Annotated in this window: 16 protein-coding genes and 1 pseudogene; 4 read left to right on the forward strand and 13 right to left on the reverse strand. The window is 69.4% G+C overall.

The annotated features are described in order from the left end of the window. Positions 1-245: 245 nt before the first annotated feature. A complete protein-coding gene (locus O7632_RS01845; protein WP_278110875.1) occupies positions 246-659 on the forward strand; it encodes a hypothetical protein in 414 nt (137 codons plus the stop codon). A gap of 5 nt (positions 660-664) precedes the next feature. Here O7632_RS01845 and O7632_RS01850 read toward each other — a convergent pair whose 3' ends face one another. Together O7632_RS01850 and O7632_RS01855 are read right to left on the reverse strand one after the other, a co-directional pair. After that, on the reverse strand, positions 665-1,069 hold the full coding sequence (locus tag O7632_RS01850) for a DNA-processing protein DprA (protein WP_278110876.1): 405 nt from the start codon (positions 1,067-1,069) through the stop codon (positions 665-667). 16 nt (positions 1,070-1,085) lie between these two features. Next, positions 1,086-1,400: pseudogene (locus tag O7632_RS01855) on the reverse strand (DNA-processing protein DprA); the annotation flags it as partial. On the opposite strand from O7632_RS01855, the gene O7632_RS01860 reads away from it, so the two are divergent. Continuing rightward, the gene (locus O7632_RS01860) at positions 1,320-1,505 is read left to right on the forward strand and encodes a hypothetical protein (RefSeq protein ID WP_278110877.1); all 186 of its coding nucleotides are present in this window, start codon (positions 1,320-1,322) and stop codon (positions 1,503-1,505) included. The pseudogene O7632_RS01855 and the gene O7632_RS01860 sit on opposite strands and share 81 nt — an antisense overlap. 70 nt (positions 1,506-1,575) lie before the next feature. On the opposite strand, the gene O7632_RS01865 is transcribed toward O7632_RS01860, so the two are convergent. The 3 genes from O7632_RS01865 to O7632_RS01875 form a co-directional block, all read right to left on the reverse strand. Then, a complete protein-coding gene (locus O7632_RS01865) occupies positions 1,576-2,010 on the reverse strand; it encodes a hypothetical protein (RefSeq protein WP_278110879.1) in 435 nt (144 codons plus the stop codon). Continuing rightward, positions 2,007-2,690, reverse strand: coding sequence for a DUF433 domain-containing protein (locus tag O7632_RS01870; RefSeq protein WP_278110881.1), 684 nt, complete (start codon positions 2,688-2,690; stop codon positions 2,007-2,009). The genes O7632_RS01865 and O7632_RS01870 overlap by 4 nt, the downstream gene beginning before the upstream one ends. 101 nt (positions 2,691-2,791) lie before the next feature. Further along, a complete protein-coding gene (locus tag O7632_RS01875; RefSeq protein ID WP_278110882.1) occupies positions 2,792-2,998 on the reverse strand; it encodes a hypothetical protein in 207 nt (68 codons plus the stop codon). Positions 2,999-3,346: 348 nt separating this feature from the next. Between O7632_RS01875 and O7632_RS01880 the strand changes: the two genes are divergently transcribed. Further along, positions 3,347-3,829: a DUF5753 domain-containing protein gene (locus tag O7632_RS01880; protein WP_278110884.1), complete on the forward strand. Its 483-nt coding sequence runs from the start codon at positions 3,347-3,349 to the stop codon at positions 3,827-3,829. On the opposite strand, the gene O7632_RS01885 is transcribed toward O7632_RS01880, so the two are convergent. Next, a protein-coding gene (locus O7632_RS01885; protein WP_278119771.1) for an IS5 family transposase occupies positions 3,798-4,621 on the reverse strand; the annotation gives its coding sequence in 2 pieces (ribosomal slippage) (positions 3,798-4,282 and positions 4,282-4,621; 825 coding nt in all). The two genes, O7632_RS01880 and O7632_RS01885, sit on opposite strands and share 32 nt — an antisense overlap. Positions 4,622-4,734: 113 nt before the next feature. Here O7632_RS01885 and O7632_RS01890 point away from each other — a divergent pair. Next, the gene (locus O7632_RS01890; protein WP_278110886.1) at positions 4,735-4,929 is read left to right on the forward strand and encodes a DUF397 domain-containing protein; all 195 of its coding nucleotides are present in this window, start codon (positions 4,735-4,737) and stop codon (positions 4,927-4,929) included. Positions 4,930-5,506: 577 nt separating this feature from the next. Here the strand turns inward: O7632_RS01890 and O7632_RS01895 are convergent. From O7632_RS01895 to O7632_RS01925, 7 genes are all read right to left on the reverse strand, one after another. Continuing rightward, positions 5,507-6,412 carry a hypothetical protein gene (locus tag O7632_RS01895; RefSeq protein WP_278110888.1) on the reverse strand — a complete coding sequence of 302 codons (906 nt, stop codon included), beginning with the start codon at positions 6,410-6,412 and terminating at the stop codon, positions 5,507-5,509. Between the two features lies 1 nt (position 6,413). After that, entirely contained in the window at positions 6,414-9,572 is a 3,159-nt protein-coding gene (locus O7632_RS01900; protein ID WP_278110889.1) for a CHAT domain-containing protein, read from the reverse strand. Between the two features lie 22 nt (positions 9,573-9,594). Next, the gene (locus O7632_RS01905; protein WP_278110890.1) at positions 9,595-11,268 is read right to left on the reverse strand and encodes a hypothetical protein; all 1,674 of its coding nucleotides are present in this window, start codon (positions 11,266-11,268) and stop codon (positions 9,595-9,597) included. Positions 11,269-11,322: 54 nt separating this feature from the next. Then, a complete protein-coding gene (locus O7632_RS01910) occupies positions 11,323-12,342 on the reverse strand; it encodes a hypothetical protein (RefSeq protein ID WP_278110892.1) in 1,020 nt (339 codons plus the stop codon). Between the two features lie 277 nt (positions 12,343-12,619). Further along, a complete protein-coding gene (locus O7632_RS01915; protein WP_278110894.1) occupies positions 12,620-12,844 on the reverse strand; it encodes a hypothetical protein in 225 nt (74 codons plus the stop codon). Between the two features lie 72 nt (positions 12,845-12,916). Beyond that, positions 12,917-15,454 (reverse strand): caspase family protein, encoded by a 2,538-nt coding sequence (locus tag O7632_RS01920; protein WP_278110895.1) that lies wholly within the window; start codon positions 15,452-15,454, stop codon positions 12,917-12,919. Positions 15,455-15,556: 102 nt separating this feature from the next. Next, positions 15,557-18,565, reverse strand: coding sequence for an AAA family ATPase (locus tag O7632_RS01925; protein WP_278110897.1), 3,009 nt, complete (start codon positions 18,563-18,565; stop codon positions 15,557-15,559). Positions 18,566-18,576 lie beyond the last annotated feature (11 nt).

Consider the following 18,576-nt stretch of genomic DNA (forward strand, 5'->3'; position numbering starts at 1 on the left):
TTGACAGTCAAAGATTGTCCCCGCAGCCACCGGGTGGTTGCGGGGACACACAAGTCATGCATACTGGACCAGTGCGATACCGCATCGTCGGAGTCTTCCTGGCAGCACTTACCCTGACTGCGTGCAGCTCTGGGGTCGGCTCGGCCTTGTCCCCTCAGCCATCGTCCTCCCTCGTGTCCCCGCCCACGATTGGAGGCCCGGTAGCACTCGACGCGAGGGTTCCGGGCTGGGAGACGTCTGCCTGGATGGCCGGCGACTCCTTCTGCGTACGAACTGCCCGTTCCGACGACGAGTACGTGGTGGGCAGGGAAAACGACTTCATCTGGTGCGATCCAGCACCATCCGGAGCGCTGGATCCCGGCCCGCCAGCGCTTCCCGCCGACCCACTGCCATATCCAGCACCGCTGGATCCGGAGTCGCAACTGATCATGCTGGTCGGAGTTGTTCGAGGGCCAGTTGCCAGCGTGTCGGTGACGATGTTCGGTCAGACCGCCACCTCGATGGTCCATCCGCTACCCGCGACGGATGATCGGCACATCGGAGCGTACGCAGTCTGGCTTCCTCGCAGCGGCGACGAACGCAGCGGCATGGAGCTTTCCGATATCACAGAGGTTGTCGCCTACGACAGCGACGGCATCATGGTGGCACGCAGAGACTGACGGCGTCAGTTCAGCCCAGTGCACGCCGACCGGTTGCGCAAGGCGTCGACGGCTTCGATCAGCTCCGCTGTGCCGCGTACGACGTAGACGCCCGGGCTGGTAGCGAAGGCCTGTGCCCAGTTGCTTTGCAGGGCATGGCTGGTCAGGATCACCGGCCGGCCATGCCCGAGCGCTAGGCGTGCCTGGATCCGGGCACCGCTGGTCTCGCCGGCTTCGACGACGAGGGTCGCCGCCGCGTAGCCGCTCATCACCGCGTTGCGCATCGGGAAGCTCTGCCTGGTGGGGCCGGCGTCGGGCCAGAACTGGCTGACCACCAGGCCGACGTCGGCGATGTGGTCCTGCAGCTGCCGGTTGGCGGACGGATAGTAAGTTGCGGATGCCGGTGCCGATGACCGCGACGGTCCGGCCACCGGCGGCGAGGGCTGCGGTATGGGCGGCAGTGTCGATGCCGTGAGCCAACCCGCTGGCGACCGTCACTCCCCGGTTGGCCAGCGACGCGGCTACCGATCGTGCGATGGCCAGTCCACGCTTTGACGCCTTGCGGCTGCCGATGACGGCGATGGCCCGGTCGTTGGCCCGCAGCTCGCCACGGGTAAACAGCAGCGGAGGTGCCTCCTTGATGCCGCGCAGCTGGGCGGGGTAGCTGTCATCGGAGAAGGCGTGTACGCCGATCCCGTCCGCCTGCCATCCGGCGATCTCGTCGGCAGTGGCGGCAACCAGCTCAGCACCGGAGCCGGTCACGGCCGGAAACAGTGTCTCGGGCTGACGCAATGCCTGGTCGAGCACCTGCGCGGCGCTGCCGGTCTCCTGGATGTCGAGGACGACCTCCGACCAGTTCGCCGCTGATCGGCGCAGCAGAGCGACCAAAGCTGCAAGCTCAAGCATCGCCAGTCCGCTCATGACATTGGTGCTGGGATCACATGACTGGCTCGAAGCTCGTCCGGGTCGCGGCGTAGATGAACGGACCAGGCCGATCGAGGCATTTGACCAGGTCCCGCCAACGACACATCACCACCTCGAGTTGGTTGAAGGTGTTCGTCGCCTCCGCAGCCGTCAAGGCGACCATCCGGGCTCCGTACTCGCGGACGGCGGCGATCTCTCGGGGGCGAGTCCGGATGTGCCGGTCACGGGTCACAATCAGCCAACCCTGCTCGGTAACCTGCGGAATCCACACGTCGTCCCTGGCTGCGACGTCGGTGACAACGCACGGCGGGCGGAGACGCTTGTGGACCTCACCACCGGGGTCTCCCGGGTACGTCACGTCCGAGCGGATGCGAGACAGGAGGATGCCGAGACCACGGATATCGGCGTCGAAGTAGAAGCGGACTCCCGCCGGTTTGGTCCTGGTCATGCAGCTTTGGCGGTGGCCCGTACAGAGAATTCGTACGCCAACGCCCACGATACGTCGCTGGCGTCCAGGGCGTACATCTCGGCGATCGCGTCCGCGTCCTCGCCCGCATCATGTTGTTCGGCGATGACCTCGGTGCTCACGCCCTTGATCGACGGCTTCCCGAAGCGGACATCCGGCTGGATTCGTACCGGTGATTCCAGGTTGGCGTCGGGGCTGTAGCTGACGGCGACGTCGCCGGACCAGCCGACCCGCCGGATGAACGAATCCGCCGGCGTGGTGAGGAGGAGCTGGTCGCCCGCCACCGCCACCATCCAGTAGTCGACCCCGAGGCCGGCGGCGGTCTGGGCGTCGTAGACCAAGTTTCGGCCCGACACGAACGGACGTCGATCAGCAAGCGGGTACGGCACGCCGAACTCTTCACGCAGCAGCTCGATGAACCGACGGAGCTCCTTCATTGGCACGTTGTGTGTCTGCCGGTACTGCCGCAGGTAGCCTGCCTCGACGAACTCCGCCCAGGTCACAGTCCGAGTGCCGCGTGGTTTGTCACGTAGGATTGGTTTGTACGATTTGCTACTTCGCTGCGATCCTTCCAACCAGTAGTGCAGGGTCGACTGCCGGACGCGCAGCAGTCGGGCCGCCTCCGCCTCCGAGAACATCTCGCGCTCCAGCACACCGGTCATGGCGTCATTCTGGCATCCGGCCGCCGTCGCTGTGGGGTAGCGGCGTGCACGCCGAGGTGAGGCCTATCCACGCTATCCGTCGATGTTGACGTGGATGAGCCTCACCTCGGCGACGGTGCGCGGAGCAGCCGGGCCGCCGCCGCTTCGGCGTACACGGCTATTCGGCGGCGGGTACGAGGACTTCCGAGCCGGACCAGTTGAATGTCGAGGTTGCCGAGGTCGCTCTCGGGTTGATCGTCTTCGTCGAGGGTGCTGAAGGCGGCGTGGTAGCAGCCGAACCCGTGGCCGCCGGCGGTGAGGGTCGCCACCGCCCAGCCGCGCAGGTTCTCCCCCAGCTTCTCCGGCTGACGCGGGTCGACGGCGACCCGGATGACTCCGAGCAGGTCGTACGTCTGGTCGCGCGTGCCGGCGTTGTCGATGCGGCACAGCGAGAGTCGAAGCCGGCCGGGTCAAGTTGCCGGCGAAGCGGCTGGCGCAGCTCGTCGACATCTACGAACTGGAGCCGGACGAGGCCGCCGAGTTGGAGGAGTTGCGGGTGGGTGCCGCGCGTCGCGGCTGGTGGCAGGACTACGCCAAGCTCTTCCCGAACGAGTTCCTACGCTTCCTCGGCTACGAGGCCGGCGCATCCCAGATCCGCAGAGGCCATCCACGGCCTGTTGCAGACCGAGGAGTACGCCCGCGCGGTCATCCGTGGCGGCAACACTCTCGTACGTCTCACCGAGGTCGAGCGGCGGGTCGCCGTGCGGATGGCTCGTCAGGTCCGGCTCGGTGGCGACGACCCGATCCGGCTCAGTACCGTGATCAACGAAGGTGCGCTGCGTCAACAGGTCGGCGGCCCAGCGGTGATGCGCGACCAGCTCAACCACCTCGTCACCCTGATGACCGAGCGGCCGGAGCAGATCGAGATCCGGGTGATGCCGTTCAGTGCCGGAGCACATCCGGCATTCGGCGGCCCGTACCAGATCCTGTCCTTCGCCTCGCCCCGCCTCACCGACCTGGTCTGGCAGGAGATCCTGACCTTCATCGACATCGTCGACCAGTCGGTGCAGGTGAACGACTACGTGGTGACCTTCGCGGAAGCTCGTGAGCGCGCGTTAAGACCGTGTGTCAGTAGGGGTTGTTGCTGGTCAACAGGTTGAGTCGGTCGGCGCGGCGGTAGCAGATCAGAGCGCATGCCAGGTGGAGGAATCCGAGGTAGTGGGAAGCCTTGCGGTCGTAGCGGCGGACCAGCCGTCGGAACCGGGTCATCCACTCGAGGCAGCGTTCGATGACGTAGCGGTGCCGGCCCAGCCGCTTCGACGACTCGACGCCCTTGCGCGCGATCCGTGCGACGATGCCGCGTGCGCGCAGCAGGTCGCGGCATTCGGGGTAGTCGTAGCCCTTGTCGCCGTGGAGTTTGGCCGGTCGTCGACGCGGCCGGCCGACCGGTTGACGCACTGGTGTGACGCCGTCGACCATGTCCTCGAGCATCCGGTGGTCGTTGAGGTTCGCGGCGGAGACGCCCACGTGCAGCGGCAACCCGCCCCGGTCGCTCATGGCGTGGATCTTGGAGCCGGGCTTGCCCCGGTCCACCGGGCTGGGCCCGGTCAGGTCCCCCTTTTCACCGCGCGTACGTGCATGCTGTCGACACTCACCCTCGACCAGTCGATCCGCCCGGCCGCGCCGAGGACATCGAGCGTCGCCCGGTGCAGGGCGGTCATCACCCCGGCCTCGACCCATTCGGCGAACCGGCGGTGCGCGGTGCGCCAGTGGACCGGGAACGAGGCGGGCAGCTTGCGCCACGAGCAGCCGGACTCCAGTACGTACAGGATCGCCGCGAGCATCGCCCGGTCATCGGTCCGCCGCCGGCCGCCGCCCTGGTGCCTTTCCGGGTGCGGCGGCAGCAACGGCCGCGCGAGGTGCCACAACGCGTCGGGGCAGTACTTCTCCACGTCATCCACACCACGTCAACGAATGACCTTGAACTTCAACAACCCCAAACGACACACGGTCTAAGCTCGCAGGACTCACTTGCTCTGATCCGCGAGATCGCCATGGAGATGAGATGACCCCTCAGGTCAGCACCCCGGACCGGGACTGGTTCACGTCGTCGCGCAGCTCCGACAACGCCCTCTGTGTCGAGGTCCGCTTCGCTGGCGGCCAGGTGGACGTACGCGACACCAAGGACCGCACCGGCCCGACGCTCGCCTTCGGCCCCACCACCTGGACCAGCTTCGTCACCGGCCTCAAGAACGGGTGACTCCCTGATCGGATGCGCTCCATCTGCTCCGCGCCCGGCGTGTCACGCAGATGGAGCGCATTGGATCATGGAGTCATCTGGCTGCTCCTGCCGTAGATGTCATTCTGGCGGGTCGAACGACAGATGAAGCGTGCTTGAGTAGGCGTAACCGGTGGAGGACGCGCCCGGGACTCTGGTTCACGGTCCGCAGGCCAGAACCGGACGGCGGTGTCGGCGAAGCCGTCCTGTCCGGGAGCCTGCCACTCCGGTCGCACCGCCTGACCGCTGTAGAACTGGGCGAACCCGGCCACCGCCGCAGCGCTGAAGTGGGCCAATGCCGTGGCCAGGGCGATCAGTCGTGGTGCCTCCCCGGAGGAAGCAGCAGCCGCAGGTCGGCGCGCTGCCCGTGGCGACACCGCGACAACGGTGACGCGCGTCAACAACCTCTGAGGCCTCTGATCCGTCTACCCAGGACAGCATGATCGGATGCGCGCCATCTGCTACCCGCTCGGCGTGTCGAGTAGATGGTGCGCATCCGATCGCCGACCGAGGTGCCCCGCGCCGAGCGATGCGGGGCGGCGCGGGGCACCTCGGGGGGTCACACCGACCGGATGAGTTGGATCTTGTCGCGGTAGTAATCTTCGGCGCTGGACATGATCGATTCGATCAGCCACACGTTGACACCGCCGGCCACGACCGCGCCGAGCACGGGAATCCAGCCGGCTCCCAGTTTGCCCGCGAACTTCGCGCCGAACTTGGCCCCGGCCTTGACCGCGCCCTTGCCGCCGAACTTACCCGCCACCAGCCATCCCGCGGAAGCAAGCATCACCTTGGGCAGCCCTTTGACGAAGCCTTTGCCGAATATCTTGGTGCCGGTCTTGACGCCCATCTTGGCGGAGATCTCCGCAGACACCTTGGCGACCCCTGCCGGGGTCATCAGGAAACGTACCTGTTCGTCGCCGGTCCAGTAGGCGAGAATCATGCCGAAGTCGTCTCGCTCGACGATGTTCCCTTGTCCGGCTTCGCGACCCAGGATCGACCCGACACCGTACGCTGCCGTCCCCATGCGGTTGATGATGAACAGGGTGTCGGCGGTCAGGGTGGCGAGGTGCAACACCGGAATGGCCGCTGCGACGGCACCGCTGCCACCCACCAGGGAGAGCTGAAGCCCTCTCCAGCCGGCCAGACTGTAGGATCTGCAATTCTGATAGATCTCCGCCGGATCTGCGGTCATGCCGTTTACGGCATCGACGAAGGCCTTACTGATACGCTCACTCATCGACATGGCTTCTCCTGTCGGTCGTACGGGCATGGGTGTCGCCGGGGTTCGACGGGTACGCTCGTACCGCTGCATGTGCCGGATCCGTCGGAGCCGCCGGACGAGATCGGCGTGCACCGCGCCGGGGTCGGCACCGCCGGACACCGCCTCGGTCACCGCGCCGCGAAGTTCCCGCACCAGCAGTCCCTTGATGTCGTCCGCTCGCTCGGAGCTGTCGCGCACCACGTCAACGACCCCGACAGGCGAGCGCGGCCCAGAACGACGGTCGCGTCAGGTCGATCGTCGCGACTGTGTGCAACTGGGCGGTGGTCACGAACTGTGGCAGGCTCCGATCGGGGTCGAGCATCCACCGGTGGACGGCGGCGACCGCCGCCGGTGGCGGCAGTCGGTGGTCGACCAGCATGAGGTGGGTCATGAACAACGCGAGTGCCGCGAACGGCGCGGGCACCGGCCACCGCCAGCCGATGACGCCGGCGAACCCGGCGTCGACGAAGACGTCGGCGTCGGCGTGAAATCCGTCCGGGCCGGGTTCGGCGAGCACGACCAGGCCACCACCGACGGTCCGGGCCAGGCTGCGGATCGCCGTCGCGGTCAACACGTCGTCGTCGGCCAGCTGCAACTCCGTACGGCCGTCTCGACGCAGCCCGCACGCCAGATGCACCATCGACGCGCCGGGCATCCGAGCCAGTAGCTCACCGCGCGTACCGGCGGCGTCGGCCGGCTCCAGTGCCCGCCCGAGGCAGACCGAGTTCGGGTAGAAGAGCCGGCGAAGAGTCAGGACCTCGACCATGTCGGCGTCCCGGTCGCCTCGCGGGTTGACCACGAACAGCGGTGCGGCGTCCACAGCAGAGGCGGGTCGCGCGGCCAGGGTGATCGCTTCGGCACCGGAGGACACATGGGAGACGACGACGCCCTGGGTCAGAAACTGGTTGTCGCCGGTCCGCACCGCCGGCAGCGCGATCCGCTCCAGGCCGCCGGTCGAGGCGAGCAACAGGCTGCCGGCCGTCCAGCGACCGACGATCGCCGGCCAGCCGGGGTCGTCGCTGGCCAGCGGATCGGTCACCGGTACGTTGGCCAGCACGTCGAGACGGTCGGTCGCGGGATCAACGCACAGCGCCGCCGCGTTACGCCCCGCGTCGTCGGTCGGGTGCAGGTAGAGCAGCGACGCGGCGCCGATCTCCCGGACAGCGGCGGCGGCCTCGGCCGGCGTCGGCACCGTCACCGGTCCGGTCACCTGGGGGGCGACTCCGACGGCGACCGAGACGACGTCGGCGGTGAGCGAGTCGACGTCGGCTCGGCCGGACATCGCGGCGGTGGCTTCGAGGGCGGCGAACGCCTCCGTAGCGTGTCCTTCGGCGAGCATCCAGCCGGCGTACCGGGCGGCGCGGCGGGGGTATCGGCCGGCTCCGCGCAGGGCGTGCCGGCCCGCGTCGCGGCACAGTTCGGAGTCCCCGGCGTCGCCCCGGCATCGGTAGGCCGCCGCGAGCCGCCACCAGGTGCGGGTCCGCAGGCCCTCGTCGGCAATGTCGTCGAGGGCCTGGTTGGCCGTGGTCAAAAGCCGGATGGCGGCGGTGACGTCACCGCCACCCGGATCGGGTGCCCGGATGGCAAGTTCGAGGCGGACGGCACCGATGATCGCCGCGATCCGCGTTGTCGGGCGGGCCGGGCTCGCGGTGATCGCGTCGACCGCCGTACGCAGCGTCGCCATGTCGTCGCGGACCACGGCTTCGAGTAACGCGGCGAGGCCGGCTGGTGCGGTGGCCGTCGCCAGCTCCGCGCGGACGGCGTCGGCGTCGCCTGCCCGTACGGCAACGGCGAGCCGGGCGTGTCCGACCGCTGTAGACAGTTGTCGGTGCCAGGGGTGGTCGGTCGGCAGGGCGGCGACGGCCGCGGCGAACGGTTCCGGGTCGAGGGTCGTGCCGGTACGGATCGCGGTGACGGTACGGCACAGTTCACCGATCGCGGTCACCGTCGCGGGTGGGTCGGGGATCCTGTCGGCGTACCGGCCGAGCGGGTCGGCGATCTCGGTTGTCGGACCGGACAGCGGTCGCGCGTCGTCGGCCAGTCCGCCGAGCGCCGTCACGACGACAGCGGCGGCCGGGTGGGTCGCGGGGATCAGCGTGGCAGCGGCGCGGAGCTGTTTCGCGGCGGTGAGCCGGACTCCGCTGGCCGAGCTGTCGTCGTCGACACCGCTCCAGCCGTCGCGGTCACGGTCGCCCCAGCCGTCGCCGTCGCCGTCGCGTCGGTGACGCGCGCACAGCCCGACGGCGAAGAGCAGCCGATCCAGACCTGACTCGATCGGATCGTCCACCGCTGCCGCCACCGGATCGGCGAAAGTACCGTCGACCGTGCCGGCGGCCGCGCCGACGAACGTGTCCAGATCGCCGGGCGGTACCGCTTCGGGATCGACGTACAGCAGGTCGAGGGCCTGCTCCCAGACGGGCCGGGCGGCATCGTCGGTCAGCGCCGCCAGCCGGGCACGGACGACCTGCCGGGCCGTCGGATCGTCGGCCGTAACCGGGTCGTGGGCCGTACCCGGGTCGTGGGCCGTAACCGGATCGGTCGATGGTTGCCGGCGGGCTGGGACGGTCGGCGGTTGGCCCGCGTCGCCGTGGATCACGGTGACCGGATAGTCGATCGGGTCGACCGTGGTGCCGAGACTGAACGGCATCGCGACGGACGACACGAGGCCTGAGCCGGCCGCCATGCCGGGGAGTCCTGGTAGGCCGTCGCGTCGCAGGCGTTGCAGCTGCGCCATCGCATCCATGATCTTGCTGGTGTCGAACCGGGCGAGGTCCCCGGCCAGCAGAGGCTGAATCGATTCCGCGACGGTGAGCAACGCGCGTGCCGTCGCCGTGACGTCGGCGCTGATCGGGGGTCCGTCGACGACGGCACGAAAGCAACTGATCGCCTCGGCGGCACCGGTCTTCGCCGAATCGGGCAGGCCACCGAAGAAGCAGCCACGTACGGCGGTCGGGCTCATCGACTCGGTCGCGTAGGTCAGATGCAACTGGCCGAGCTGCAGCTGGAACACCATGGTGTGCGTCGGTGGGAGATCACCTGACGCGAGCGCCTCGCCGAGCATCGCCAGCGCGGTGTCCCGGTCCTCCGATCCGGTCCCGTGCAACGCGAACCGGTACGCCAGCAGGTTGCCGAGTTGACCGGCTGACTGTCCACGGGCCGGATCCGCGCCGCCAAGGAGACCGTACGCTTCGCGCCACGCTTCGATCGCGGCCGACAAGTCCGGGAGAGCAGCCGGCAGGCCTGGTCCGGTCCGCATGTACCTGTTGGCGTATTCCTGGCCGAGCCGGGTCAGCGTTGGTAACCGCGCCGGCCCGCGCAGTCCGGGGAGCTCGTCGCGCAGCCTGCTGATGGTCACGTCCATGGCACTATCGCCTTTCGGTCGGTTACTGGCCCCAGTGGAGGAATCCGGCCCACGCCACCACGTGAGCGGGATCGGAGTCCGCGAGCGTGCGGCGCAACGGCGCCGGCATGTGTCGGGGCGGCTCGCGGTCCGCGTCGAGCATCCACATTTGCGCCCGGCGCAACGCGTCCTGGATCTCGCCGAGGTCGGGCGGGTCGAGCAGGCCGGCGTCCTGCGACAACACCGTGAGGACGTCTTCGCGTACGTGTGCGGGCGGGCGTTCGGTCGCGCGCCAGCGTTCCGCCAGGTCCGCCCGTCCGGCGTCGACCAGACGCGTGTACGGATCCCGCAGCTCGGTCGCGGCGAACAGCATCAGCCCGCGTCCCGCGTCGATAGCGCGCAGGGCGTCCGCCAGGGCGTGGTCGACGAGACAGCGACGCGCTGTCGACATCGCTCTCGCCGCCGCGTCCCGGGCGATGGCCCGCGCGGCCGACGGGTCCGGCTGCAGCATCACCTGCCAGACGTACCCGCGCAGCCCTTCGAGCGCGGCGAGCCGGGCCGGCAGGGCCTCACCCCGCCGACTGCGTAGATCAGCGAGCAGCCCGTTGACCAACGACCAGTCCGGGTGAGCTGGGGATCTGGCCAGCACCCGGGCCTGTTCCAAGATGGTGACGGACTCGTCGACGTCGCCGAGTGTGCCGCTGGCCTGCGCCCGATGGCTGAGGGCCATCGCGAGCGAGGCGAGGTGGAAGACGTGCTCCGGATGGTCCTTCGGGGTCAGGCTGACAGCCTCGCGCAGGTCACCGATCGCGGCGCCTATCCGCGCCGGATCCTGCTCCGCGCCGCCACGCAGCGCCAACCCGCCCTTGCCGACCAGCAGCAAGGCGCGATGTGCATCCGGAGCGTCGGGATGGTCGGCACGGTGCTGGATGCCCTTCATCCGCAGGTCATGCGCTGCCAGATCGGTATCCGGCACCCCTGTCTGGGCCTGGAACTCCGCCGTCATCGGCGCGATTTCGTGGAACGCACGACGCAGGAGGTTGTCCTCCGGCAGATCGCCAGACTTTGCTATGCAGTCGGCGAGCAGGGACAGGGCGGTTGCGGTGTCACCGGCCTGATGTGCCTCAAGCATGTTCAGGCATTCATGCAGGGAACGGTGCATCGAGACCATCTCGGGATTGCCGGCGACCAATTGGCCGAGGTTGGCGATCGACTCGCGAAGCGCGCCCAGATCCTGAATCGTGCCGCTGGCTATCCTCACCATGGCTTGCGCGGACACGGCCAGGGTCTGAACCTCCGGATCCTCAGAATGATCCGCGATCAGTTGGTCCAGTTCGACGGCTGCCGTACGCGGATCCAGCAGCTCGCGCTCGCTGACCGCACACATCAACGCGAGGATCCGGGCCGCCGCCCGGGTACGCCGCCACTGTGGGCTGACGGAACGCCGCTCGTCAGCCAGTGTCACCAGCCGGTCCAGTGGCCTCAACCGGCTCAGAGATCGCAACCGGTTCATGCCGTTGGCATCACGGTCGCTCAGCACCAGCTGGATCAGCCGCTCCGCCAGCGCAGGTCGGGCCGGATGGCCGACCGGTAGAACCTCCAGACCCGACGTGGTGGTCTCGACAAAAGCCTGAAAGGCTCCATCATCGGAATCGTCAGGCCACGTGGCGCGGACGTCGCCGGATCCGACGATCTCGCTCGCGTCCGGGTGCCCCATCTCGTCACGATCCCCTCAGGTGTGCGTCGCTCCTTTCTGACGGACGGTGGGTGGTCACCGACGACGGTGCTCGTCGAGCCACGCGACGACCCTCGTGACGATCTGCTCCCGCCGCTGCGGGTCCTCGATCAGAGCCGCGACCAGCTCCGCCCCGGCCGGCTCCTCGCCCGGCAGCCGGTCCAGGCCGGCGACGGTAGGCAGCGTGCCGAACACGGTCGTCACCACCTCGGCGACCACGGCGCGGGGATCGTCGCCCCGGTCGACCCGCTGGGTGATGACATCGAGGGCCACCGCGGCCAGCTCCTGCAGCAGTGCGTCGTCCTGCTCGTACGGGGCGACGGGAGTGAACGGCTCCGGCTCGGCGTATCCACCATCGACGTCGCGGGAAGGGAACCAGACCGGGGCCTGTTTGCGCCCCATCGGCTGGTCCACGTACTTGTCGTACCAGGCGGGACGCTGCCGCATCGCGGTCAGCACCGTCTCGATCTCGGCGGCGACGACCGATTCGCCGACGGTGTGGTCACCGGTGACGACGGCGCGCTGCTCGGTCCACGCGCCCAGCGGCCACAGCACGCCGAGCGCGGTGTCGGTGCCCACCCACTCGAGGATCGCCTTGGCCAGGGCCACCAGCCAGACGTCCCCGTCGAGCGCGTCGACGAGCCAGGCCGCGACGCGGGGACGCTGCTGTGCGCCGCGCTGCCCACGACGACGCCGATGACCATCCACCGTGGCCTTGCCCACTCGTACGGTGAGCCAGCCCTCCAGGTTGTCGATCGGTGCGGTGGCGAAAGCGAAGAGGTAACGAACGGTCGATTCGACGTCGTCGTGATACCGGTCCACGCAGTCGGATGACAGCCGCCGCACGCCCGTCGCGCACTGATGGTGGCCGCGTTTGTGTTCGATCGGCCGGGTGACCCGGAGGAACACCAGCGGGCCGGCGATCTCCGTCGCTCCCGCCCACAACAAACGCCGTTCGTCGTTCGACGCCTTGTGGAAGTAGCGCACCAACCCGCCTTCGGCCGCCAGCCGGCGTACCTGATCCGCTGCGCGGGACGGCTTCTCGTTATCGGCCATTGTGTGACTCCTCCGGGTCAACGCTGCTCGTCGACGCACCGGCCCGAGGGCACGCCGCGATCGCGCGGCAGTGCCACCGCGCCAATCGGGCGTTCATCGGGAGCTGATCAGGTGCGCTTGTCGAGGACTACGTCGATCGTCGATCGTGCCGGAAGGTGCCGCCAAGTGGCCGGGGAGAAGATACGGAGAACTACGTAAGCGCCCCCGGACGCCAGGTGGATACGTACGTGCGGGCCGGGTTCCGTGACGGAACCCGGCCCGTGTCCCACCTGGAGTGTCAGGACATCTCGCTGGGGCGCGGCCCCGGGTCGAAGTCGAGGACGACGGTGGAGGTGGCCGCTCCGTTGAGGAAGACGGTGACGCGGCGAGCGTCGGCGTCGTAGAGCTTCAGCTCCACCGACGTACGGTTGGCCATCGCCTCTCGGACCTGCCGGGCCACGTCCGGTGCCTCCGCGTCGGAGACGCTCCACGTCGCCTGCCCGATGGTGATCTTCTTGGTCATGTCGAACTCCCTTTCACAGTTGTGCCCGCGAACGGGCGATTCCGATGGATGCCTCGACCGATCCGGTGACGCTCAGGCCACTTCGTCGATCGAGAACGTGAACGTGAAATCCTGCGGATGCCGCACGTGACGACCGATCCCGTACTGTTCCTGCGCCAACAGGGACGTGCGATATAGGCCGATGTTCGAACCCACGGCCTTGGTCAGGAGTTCGTAGGCCGTGTTCACCAGCACCGCGCCGGCGCCGACGGCCGCGACCGCGGCGGCGGCCTGTGGTGCGGCCACCGCGAGACCGACCAGCTCGGCACCGGCGGCCTGCACCAGCGGACTGGTCAGCTTTTCCTGCAGCAGGTCGCCGAGCGCCAGACTGCCGGCGGTGTCGCGGGACACCCAGACCGCGATGTCGAGGTAGTCGACCGCCGGCCCGTGGTAGATCAGCACGTTGTCGAGCGGCAGCCGTTCACCGTCGGCTATCCGGCTGCACCGGATGGTTTCCGCGCGGTACGTCAGCTCCTGTCCGGTCCCGCCGGTGCCGCCGGTGCCGCCGGTGAGCACGACCGCGTCCACCCGGATGTCGGCGTTGCCGAACGCGCGGTTGCGATGCACGATCAACTCGTCGATCCGTACGGCGACCCTGGTCGGCGTGAGGCTCCGCGCGGACAGCAACCGGACCTGTTGGCCCGGCCGGTCGTCCACCCGGAACGTCGGTTCCTCGACGGTCGGTGGAACGGTCGGACTCACCATGAAGTCGATCGGCACCACGTCGAACCTGACGTCCGACACCGGCGCGGCACCGACCTCCCGGCTCGCCCCGGTGGCGATCTGCTGCAACAGCCGGCCCAGGTTCGACGTGTCGTCGAAGCGACGGGGCACGTCCCGGACGCCTTGTTGCCGCAGCACCCCGACGTCGACCGGTTTGTCGCTGATCAGCGCCAGGACGGTCTCCGGTCGCACCGCCGCAGGGACGATGCTCTCCGGCCAGGTCACGTCGACACCGGTCAGCCGCTGCCGGTCGTGGTCCCAGCCGTAGGTGTACGACGCGCCGGGAAGGAGCCGGACGCCACCGTGGTCGGCCGCCGTCAGCACGGTGACGCGCGACGAGATGCCGACGTCGATCAGCGAGACGTACGCCGTATGTTCGCCTTCGTTGCGCAGCCGAACGTAAATGCGTTCCCCTTCGTAGGCGAACAGCAGCTCACCGGCCCGGGAGAGCGGGTCCGGCTCACCGTCACGTACCCGCCCCCACTCGATCACCACGCCGTGGCGCAGCGGTCGGTCCGGGTCGCCCTGTAGTCGGCGCAACGCGGTCGCCTGGGCGATCCGCTGCAGGTTGTCGGTGATCGAGATGATCCCCAGCGGGGTCGCCGGATACGGTTCGTGCAGCGGCCCGTTCTCGTCCCGTACGACCAGTTTGTGGTCGGTGTCGACGACGACCTCGACGGCGGCCGTCACGTCCGTCGCGGGGTCCGCCGGACGCAGCAGCGTCCACAGCGACATGGCGTCGCGGAGCTTCGCCGCGACCGCGTCGTCCGCCGGCAGCCGGACCGGCAGCGCCGGTGCCGCCGCGTGGGTACGGTACGCGCGGGCATCGGCCGGCAGCGACCGGTCCGCCGCCAGGCGTAGCTGCGCGGACGCCATCGTCGGCAGCAACCGGTCGACGGTCGCGGTGCCGAGCGCCGGTCCGTCCTGCGGCCCGTCGGCGCTGTTCGGCATGATCGCGAATTTGTCACCGACTCCGACGCCGAGCAGTGGCGCGCCGAGCAGTTCGATGCGCTCCGGCCCGGTCGCCACGACCGACAGACTGTCCACCAGGTCCAGGTCGGTGGTTTCGAACGGCTGTCGGCTGGTCGGCCCCTGCACCTCCGGCCGCTGGGCGGGTTCGAAGTTCTGCACCTCGCCGCGCACCGTGGTGAGCAACGTCGACCAGTTGATCCGCAGCCCGACCGAGTCACGGATCGCGCGGGTCAGCGCGTCGGTAAACAGTCCCATCTGGACGCTTTCCCGGTTGGCGGTCTCGTAGGCGGATTCCCACGGCGCGCAGGCCACCACGCGGACCGCGTGCGGGTTGGCGATCAGCGGGCGCTGGTGTACCGGCAGTCCGTCGGCCGCCTGTCGGTCGATGTACCGGCGGACGGTGTCGTAGGTCGGACGCCAGCGTTCCGGCGCCGAGCGGATCAGGGCCCGGACCCGTGCGTCTCGGCGGGACATGTGCGCGGCGTGGCAGCAGTCGTGAATCACCGTGACGTTGTGGGTGACGTCGGTCAGCCGCTTGAGCAGCAGGGACTGTTCGACGCCGGTGACGCCGCGGAAGTCGTCCTCGGTGGAGTCGTCGTAGTCGTCCGGCACGATGAACTGGAGTTCCGCTCCGTCCGGTGCCAGCAGTCGACCGCCATGCCCGCTGAAGTAGACGACGACCGCGTCGTCGGGCCTGGCGTCCGTGATCAACTTTTCGTACGCGTCGAGGATCCGTTCCCGGGTGGCGTCCGGCGTGACCAGCCGGTCGATCAGGAATCCGCGCTGCGCCAGGGCCAGTCCCATAGCCGTGACGTCGTTGAGCACGCCGCTCAGGCCGTTGGTCTGGGCACCGATCAGAAGAGCCTTTCGCGTCATGCCCGTCTCTGACGGACGGCGCGGCGGCGGGCTCGGCAGAAGCCTGGAGGCGGCTCGGCCGAAACAGCGCGGGGCGGGCTCAGCCGACAGCGCGGGGCGGGCTCACGCGAAGAAGCCTTCCCGGTGGGCCAGGGCGACCGCCTCGACGGACGAATGGACGCGGAGTTTGCGGTAGACGCTACTGAGCTGGGTCTGCACGGTCCGAATCGCCACGCTACGGACGGCGGCGATCTGGCCGGTGGCGTGCCCCTCGCACAGCAGGCGCAGGGTGTCGAACTCGGCCTGGGTCAAGCCGTACGGATACCTGGCCGCCGGTCGATCGGCCAAGTCCAGGTCCAGGTCCAGTGTGCGCGCCAACCGCGCGACCTGGTCCCGCAGTGGCGTGGCGCCGAGTGACTTCGCCACCAGATACGCCTCCCGGACCCGCTGCCGGGCCGCGTCCCGATCACCGGCGACGTGCGCCGCGATGGCCTGCCGCCACCGGGCGTACGCCGTCGGATACGGCCGGTCCAGCTTCACCCAGCTCACGGCGACCTCGCCCCACCCGGCGGCACTGTCGTTGCCCCGGATCCGCCGCCGCTCCATCGCGCAGAGCCGGACGAGCTGTGTCGTCTCGGCGTTCGTTGCCGCCTGCCCTGACGCCTGCCCTGACGCCTGTCCTGACGCCTGTCCTGACGCCTGTCCTGACGCCGACATCCGCTGCGCCTGTGCGGCTGACCGGGCCAGTCGGTCACCGAGGGCGATCGCGGCCGGCCGGCTCGACTCGACCGACGCCGCCTGATCGGCCGCGCACCGCATGCCCAGCACGCACAGGCGCAGCACCTCCAGACCGTTCTCGCTCTCCCGGACCGCGACCAGCCCTCGCTCGACCACCTCGGCCGCCCGGACGAGATCGCCCTGCCAGAGCGCCAACTCCGCCCGTACGGCGTGCAGTGGACCGAGGAAGCGGGGATCGTTGCCCTGCTCGACGCCGTCGATCGAGTTGAGCAGCTCCTTGGCCTGGGCGTACTCGCCCCGCGCCACCTTGATCTCGGCGAGGGTGAGCCGGGCGTACAGGCTCTCCCCGGGCGGCCGGTCCGACGACGCCTCCCGGACGATCTCCTCGGCCTCGTCCCACTCGCCCAACAGCACCAGCGCCGCGCTGGCGTTGACGGCCAGCAACCGACCCTGCCGGGTGTTCGCCAGGTGGAGGCTGCGCGCCTCGTCCAGCCCGGTCCGGTTCGCCTTCGCCGACTCCCTGGTCCGGCCGGCGTGCTCCAGGAACAGCCCGAGGTTGCCGTAGGCCCGCAGCAGGTCCTCGATGTGGTTGGCTGTCCGGGCGATCTCCAGCGCGCGGCGTAGCCGAACCTCGCCCTCGCCCTCGGCATCGCCCAGCATGCCGAGCGCGAGCCCGGAGATGTTCAGCGCCCGGCCCTCCTCAGCCAGCGCGCCGGCCTCCCTCGCCATGGTCAGCGCCGCGTTGGCCTTGTCCCGGCCGTCGGCGTACCGGCCGTCCCGCAGGTCGGCCAGGGCGAGGCCAGCCTGTACGCGCGCCTTCACCGCCGACGCCAGCCTGGCGTCGAGCAGCTCCGCCGCCCGCTGGAACGCCGCCACCGAATCGGCCCGCCGCCCGACTTCCCACAGATAAGTGCCACGCCGTTCGTACAGCTCACCGAGCCGGCACGGGTTGGTACCGGCATCGACCTCCGCGATAGCCTGCCGGACGTGTTCCAGGGCTCGGTCGACTTTGCCGGTCCAGCGGGCGGCCTCGGCGGCCCGGAGCAGCACCTGGTCCCGGGACATGCCCGCCTGGTGCGATGGGTCCGCCACCCGCTGCCACAGCTGCAGCGCCCGAGTGAACTGGGCCTCCGCCGACGCGAACGCCAGGGTGCGGTAAGCGGCCTCGCCGGCTTGCACGGCGAAGGACAGCGCCTCCGGCCACATCCCCGCCTGATACCAGTGGCTGGCCTGTTCGGCCACGGCGGAACCGTCGGCGAGACCGAGCCCCGAACCCCCGGCGAGACCGAGCCCCGAATCTCCGGCGAGTGCCCGCGCCATGGCGATGTGCAGGTCGACCTGGGTGTCGCGGACCGTCCCCCGATACACCACCTCGCGCAGCAACGCGTGGCGGAACCGGTACGCGTCCTTGTCCTGGCCGGTGACCAGCATCTGCCGGTCGAAGCACTCCTGCAGCGCGTCCCGCAGGACCTCACCAGGCAGGTCACTGACCGTACGCAACAGTCGCCGACTCATCGCCCGGCCGGCGACCGCCGCCACCCGCAGTACCCACAGCGCGTCCTTGCCCAGGCCGCTCAACCGAGCCAGGACCACGGACCGGATGTCGTCCGGCAGCCGGACGTCTTCCGGATTGTCCAGGACACCGGCCGCCATCAGCTGTTCGGCGTAGAACGGAATCCCGTCGGACCACTCCAGACACCGCTCGATCAGCTCCGGATCGACGGTCTCGCTGGCGGCGGAGTTGACGAAGCGCCGCAGCTCGTCGAGGGTGAAGGCGGGCAGTTCGAGACGTTCGGTCCGGCGCAGGAACGTCGGGCTCGCCAACAGTTGCCACAGCGGGTCCTCCCGGATCAGCCCGCCGGAGCGGAAGCTGCCCACCAGCAACAGCCGCCGGCCCTCGGCCCGGGTCTGGCCCAGGTGCCGGACCAGGTCGAGCGTGGACGGATCGGCCCAGTGCAGGTCCTCCAGGATCAGCACCACGGGCGCGTCGTCGCCGATCCGGTCGAGCATCCGGCGGACGGCGAGGAAGACCTGCTGTGGCGAGCCCATCGAGTCCGCGCCCAGATCGAAGAACTCGGTCAGCCGCTCGTAGGCGGCCCCGCCGAGCTTGACCGCGCGGGCCCTGCCGTACTCACGCCCGAACGAGTCCAGCACCTCGAGCAGCGGCCCGTACGGCATGGGGTCGCCGAAGTACTCCTCGCCTGCCCCGGACAACACGTGCGCGCCATCGGCCCGCGCCGACGCGGCGAACGTGCTCAGCAGCCGACTCTTGCCGATGCCGGCGTCACCGCCGATCAGCACGGTCCGCGCCTGACCCTGTCGGGCGTCGGTCAGGCGCCACGCCAGCAGCGCCATCTGTTCCGTACGGCCGACGAACTCCGCCTCTGCGGGCACCACACCATCAC

Origin of the sequence: Solwaraspora sp. WMMD406, from assembly GCF_029626025.1 — a bacterium.
Lineage (GTDB): Bacteria > Actinomycetota > Actinomycetes > Mycobacteriales > Micromonosporaceae > Micromonospora_E.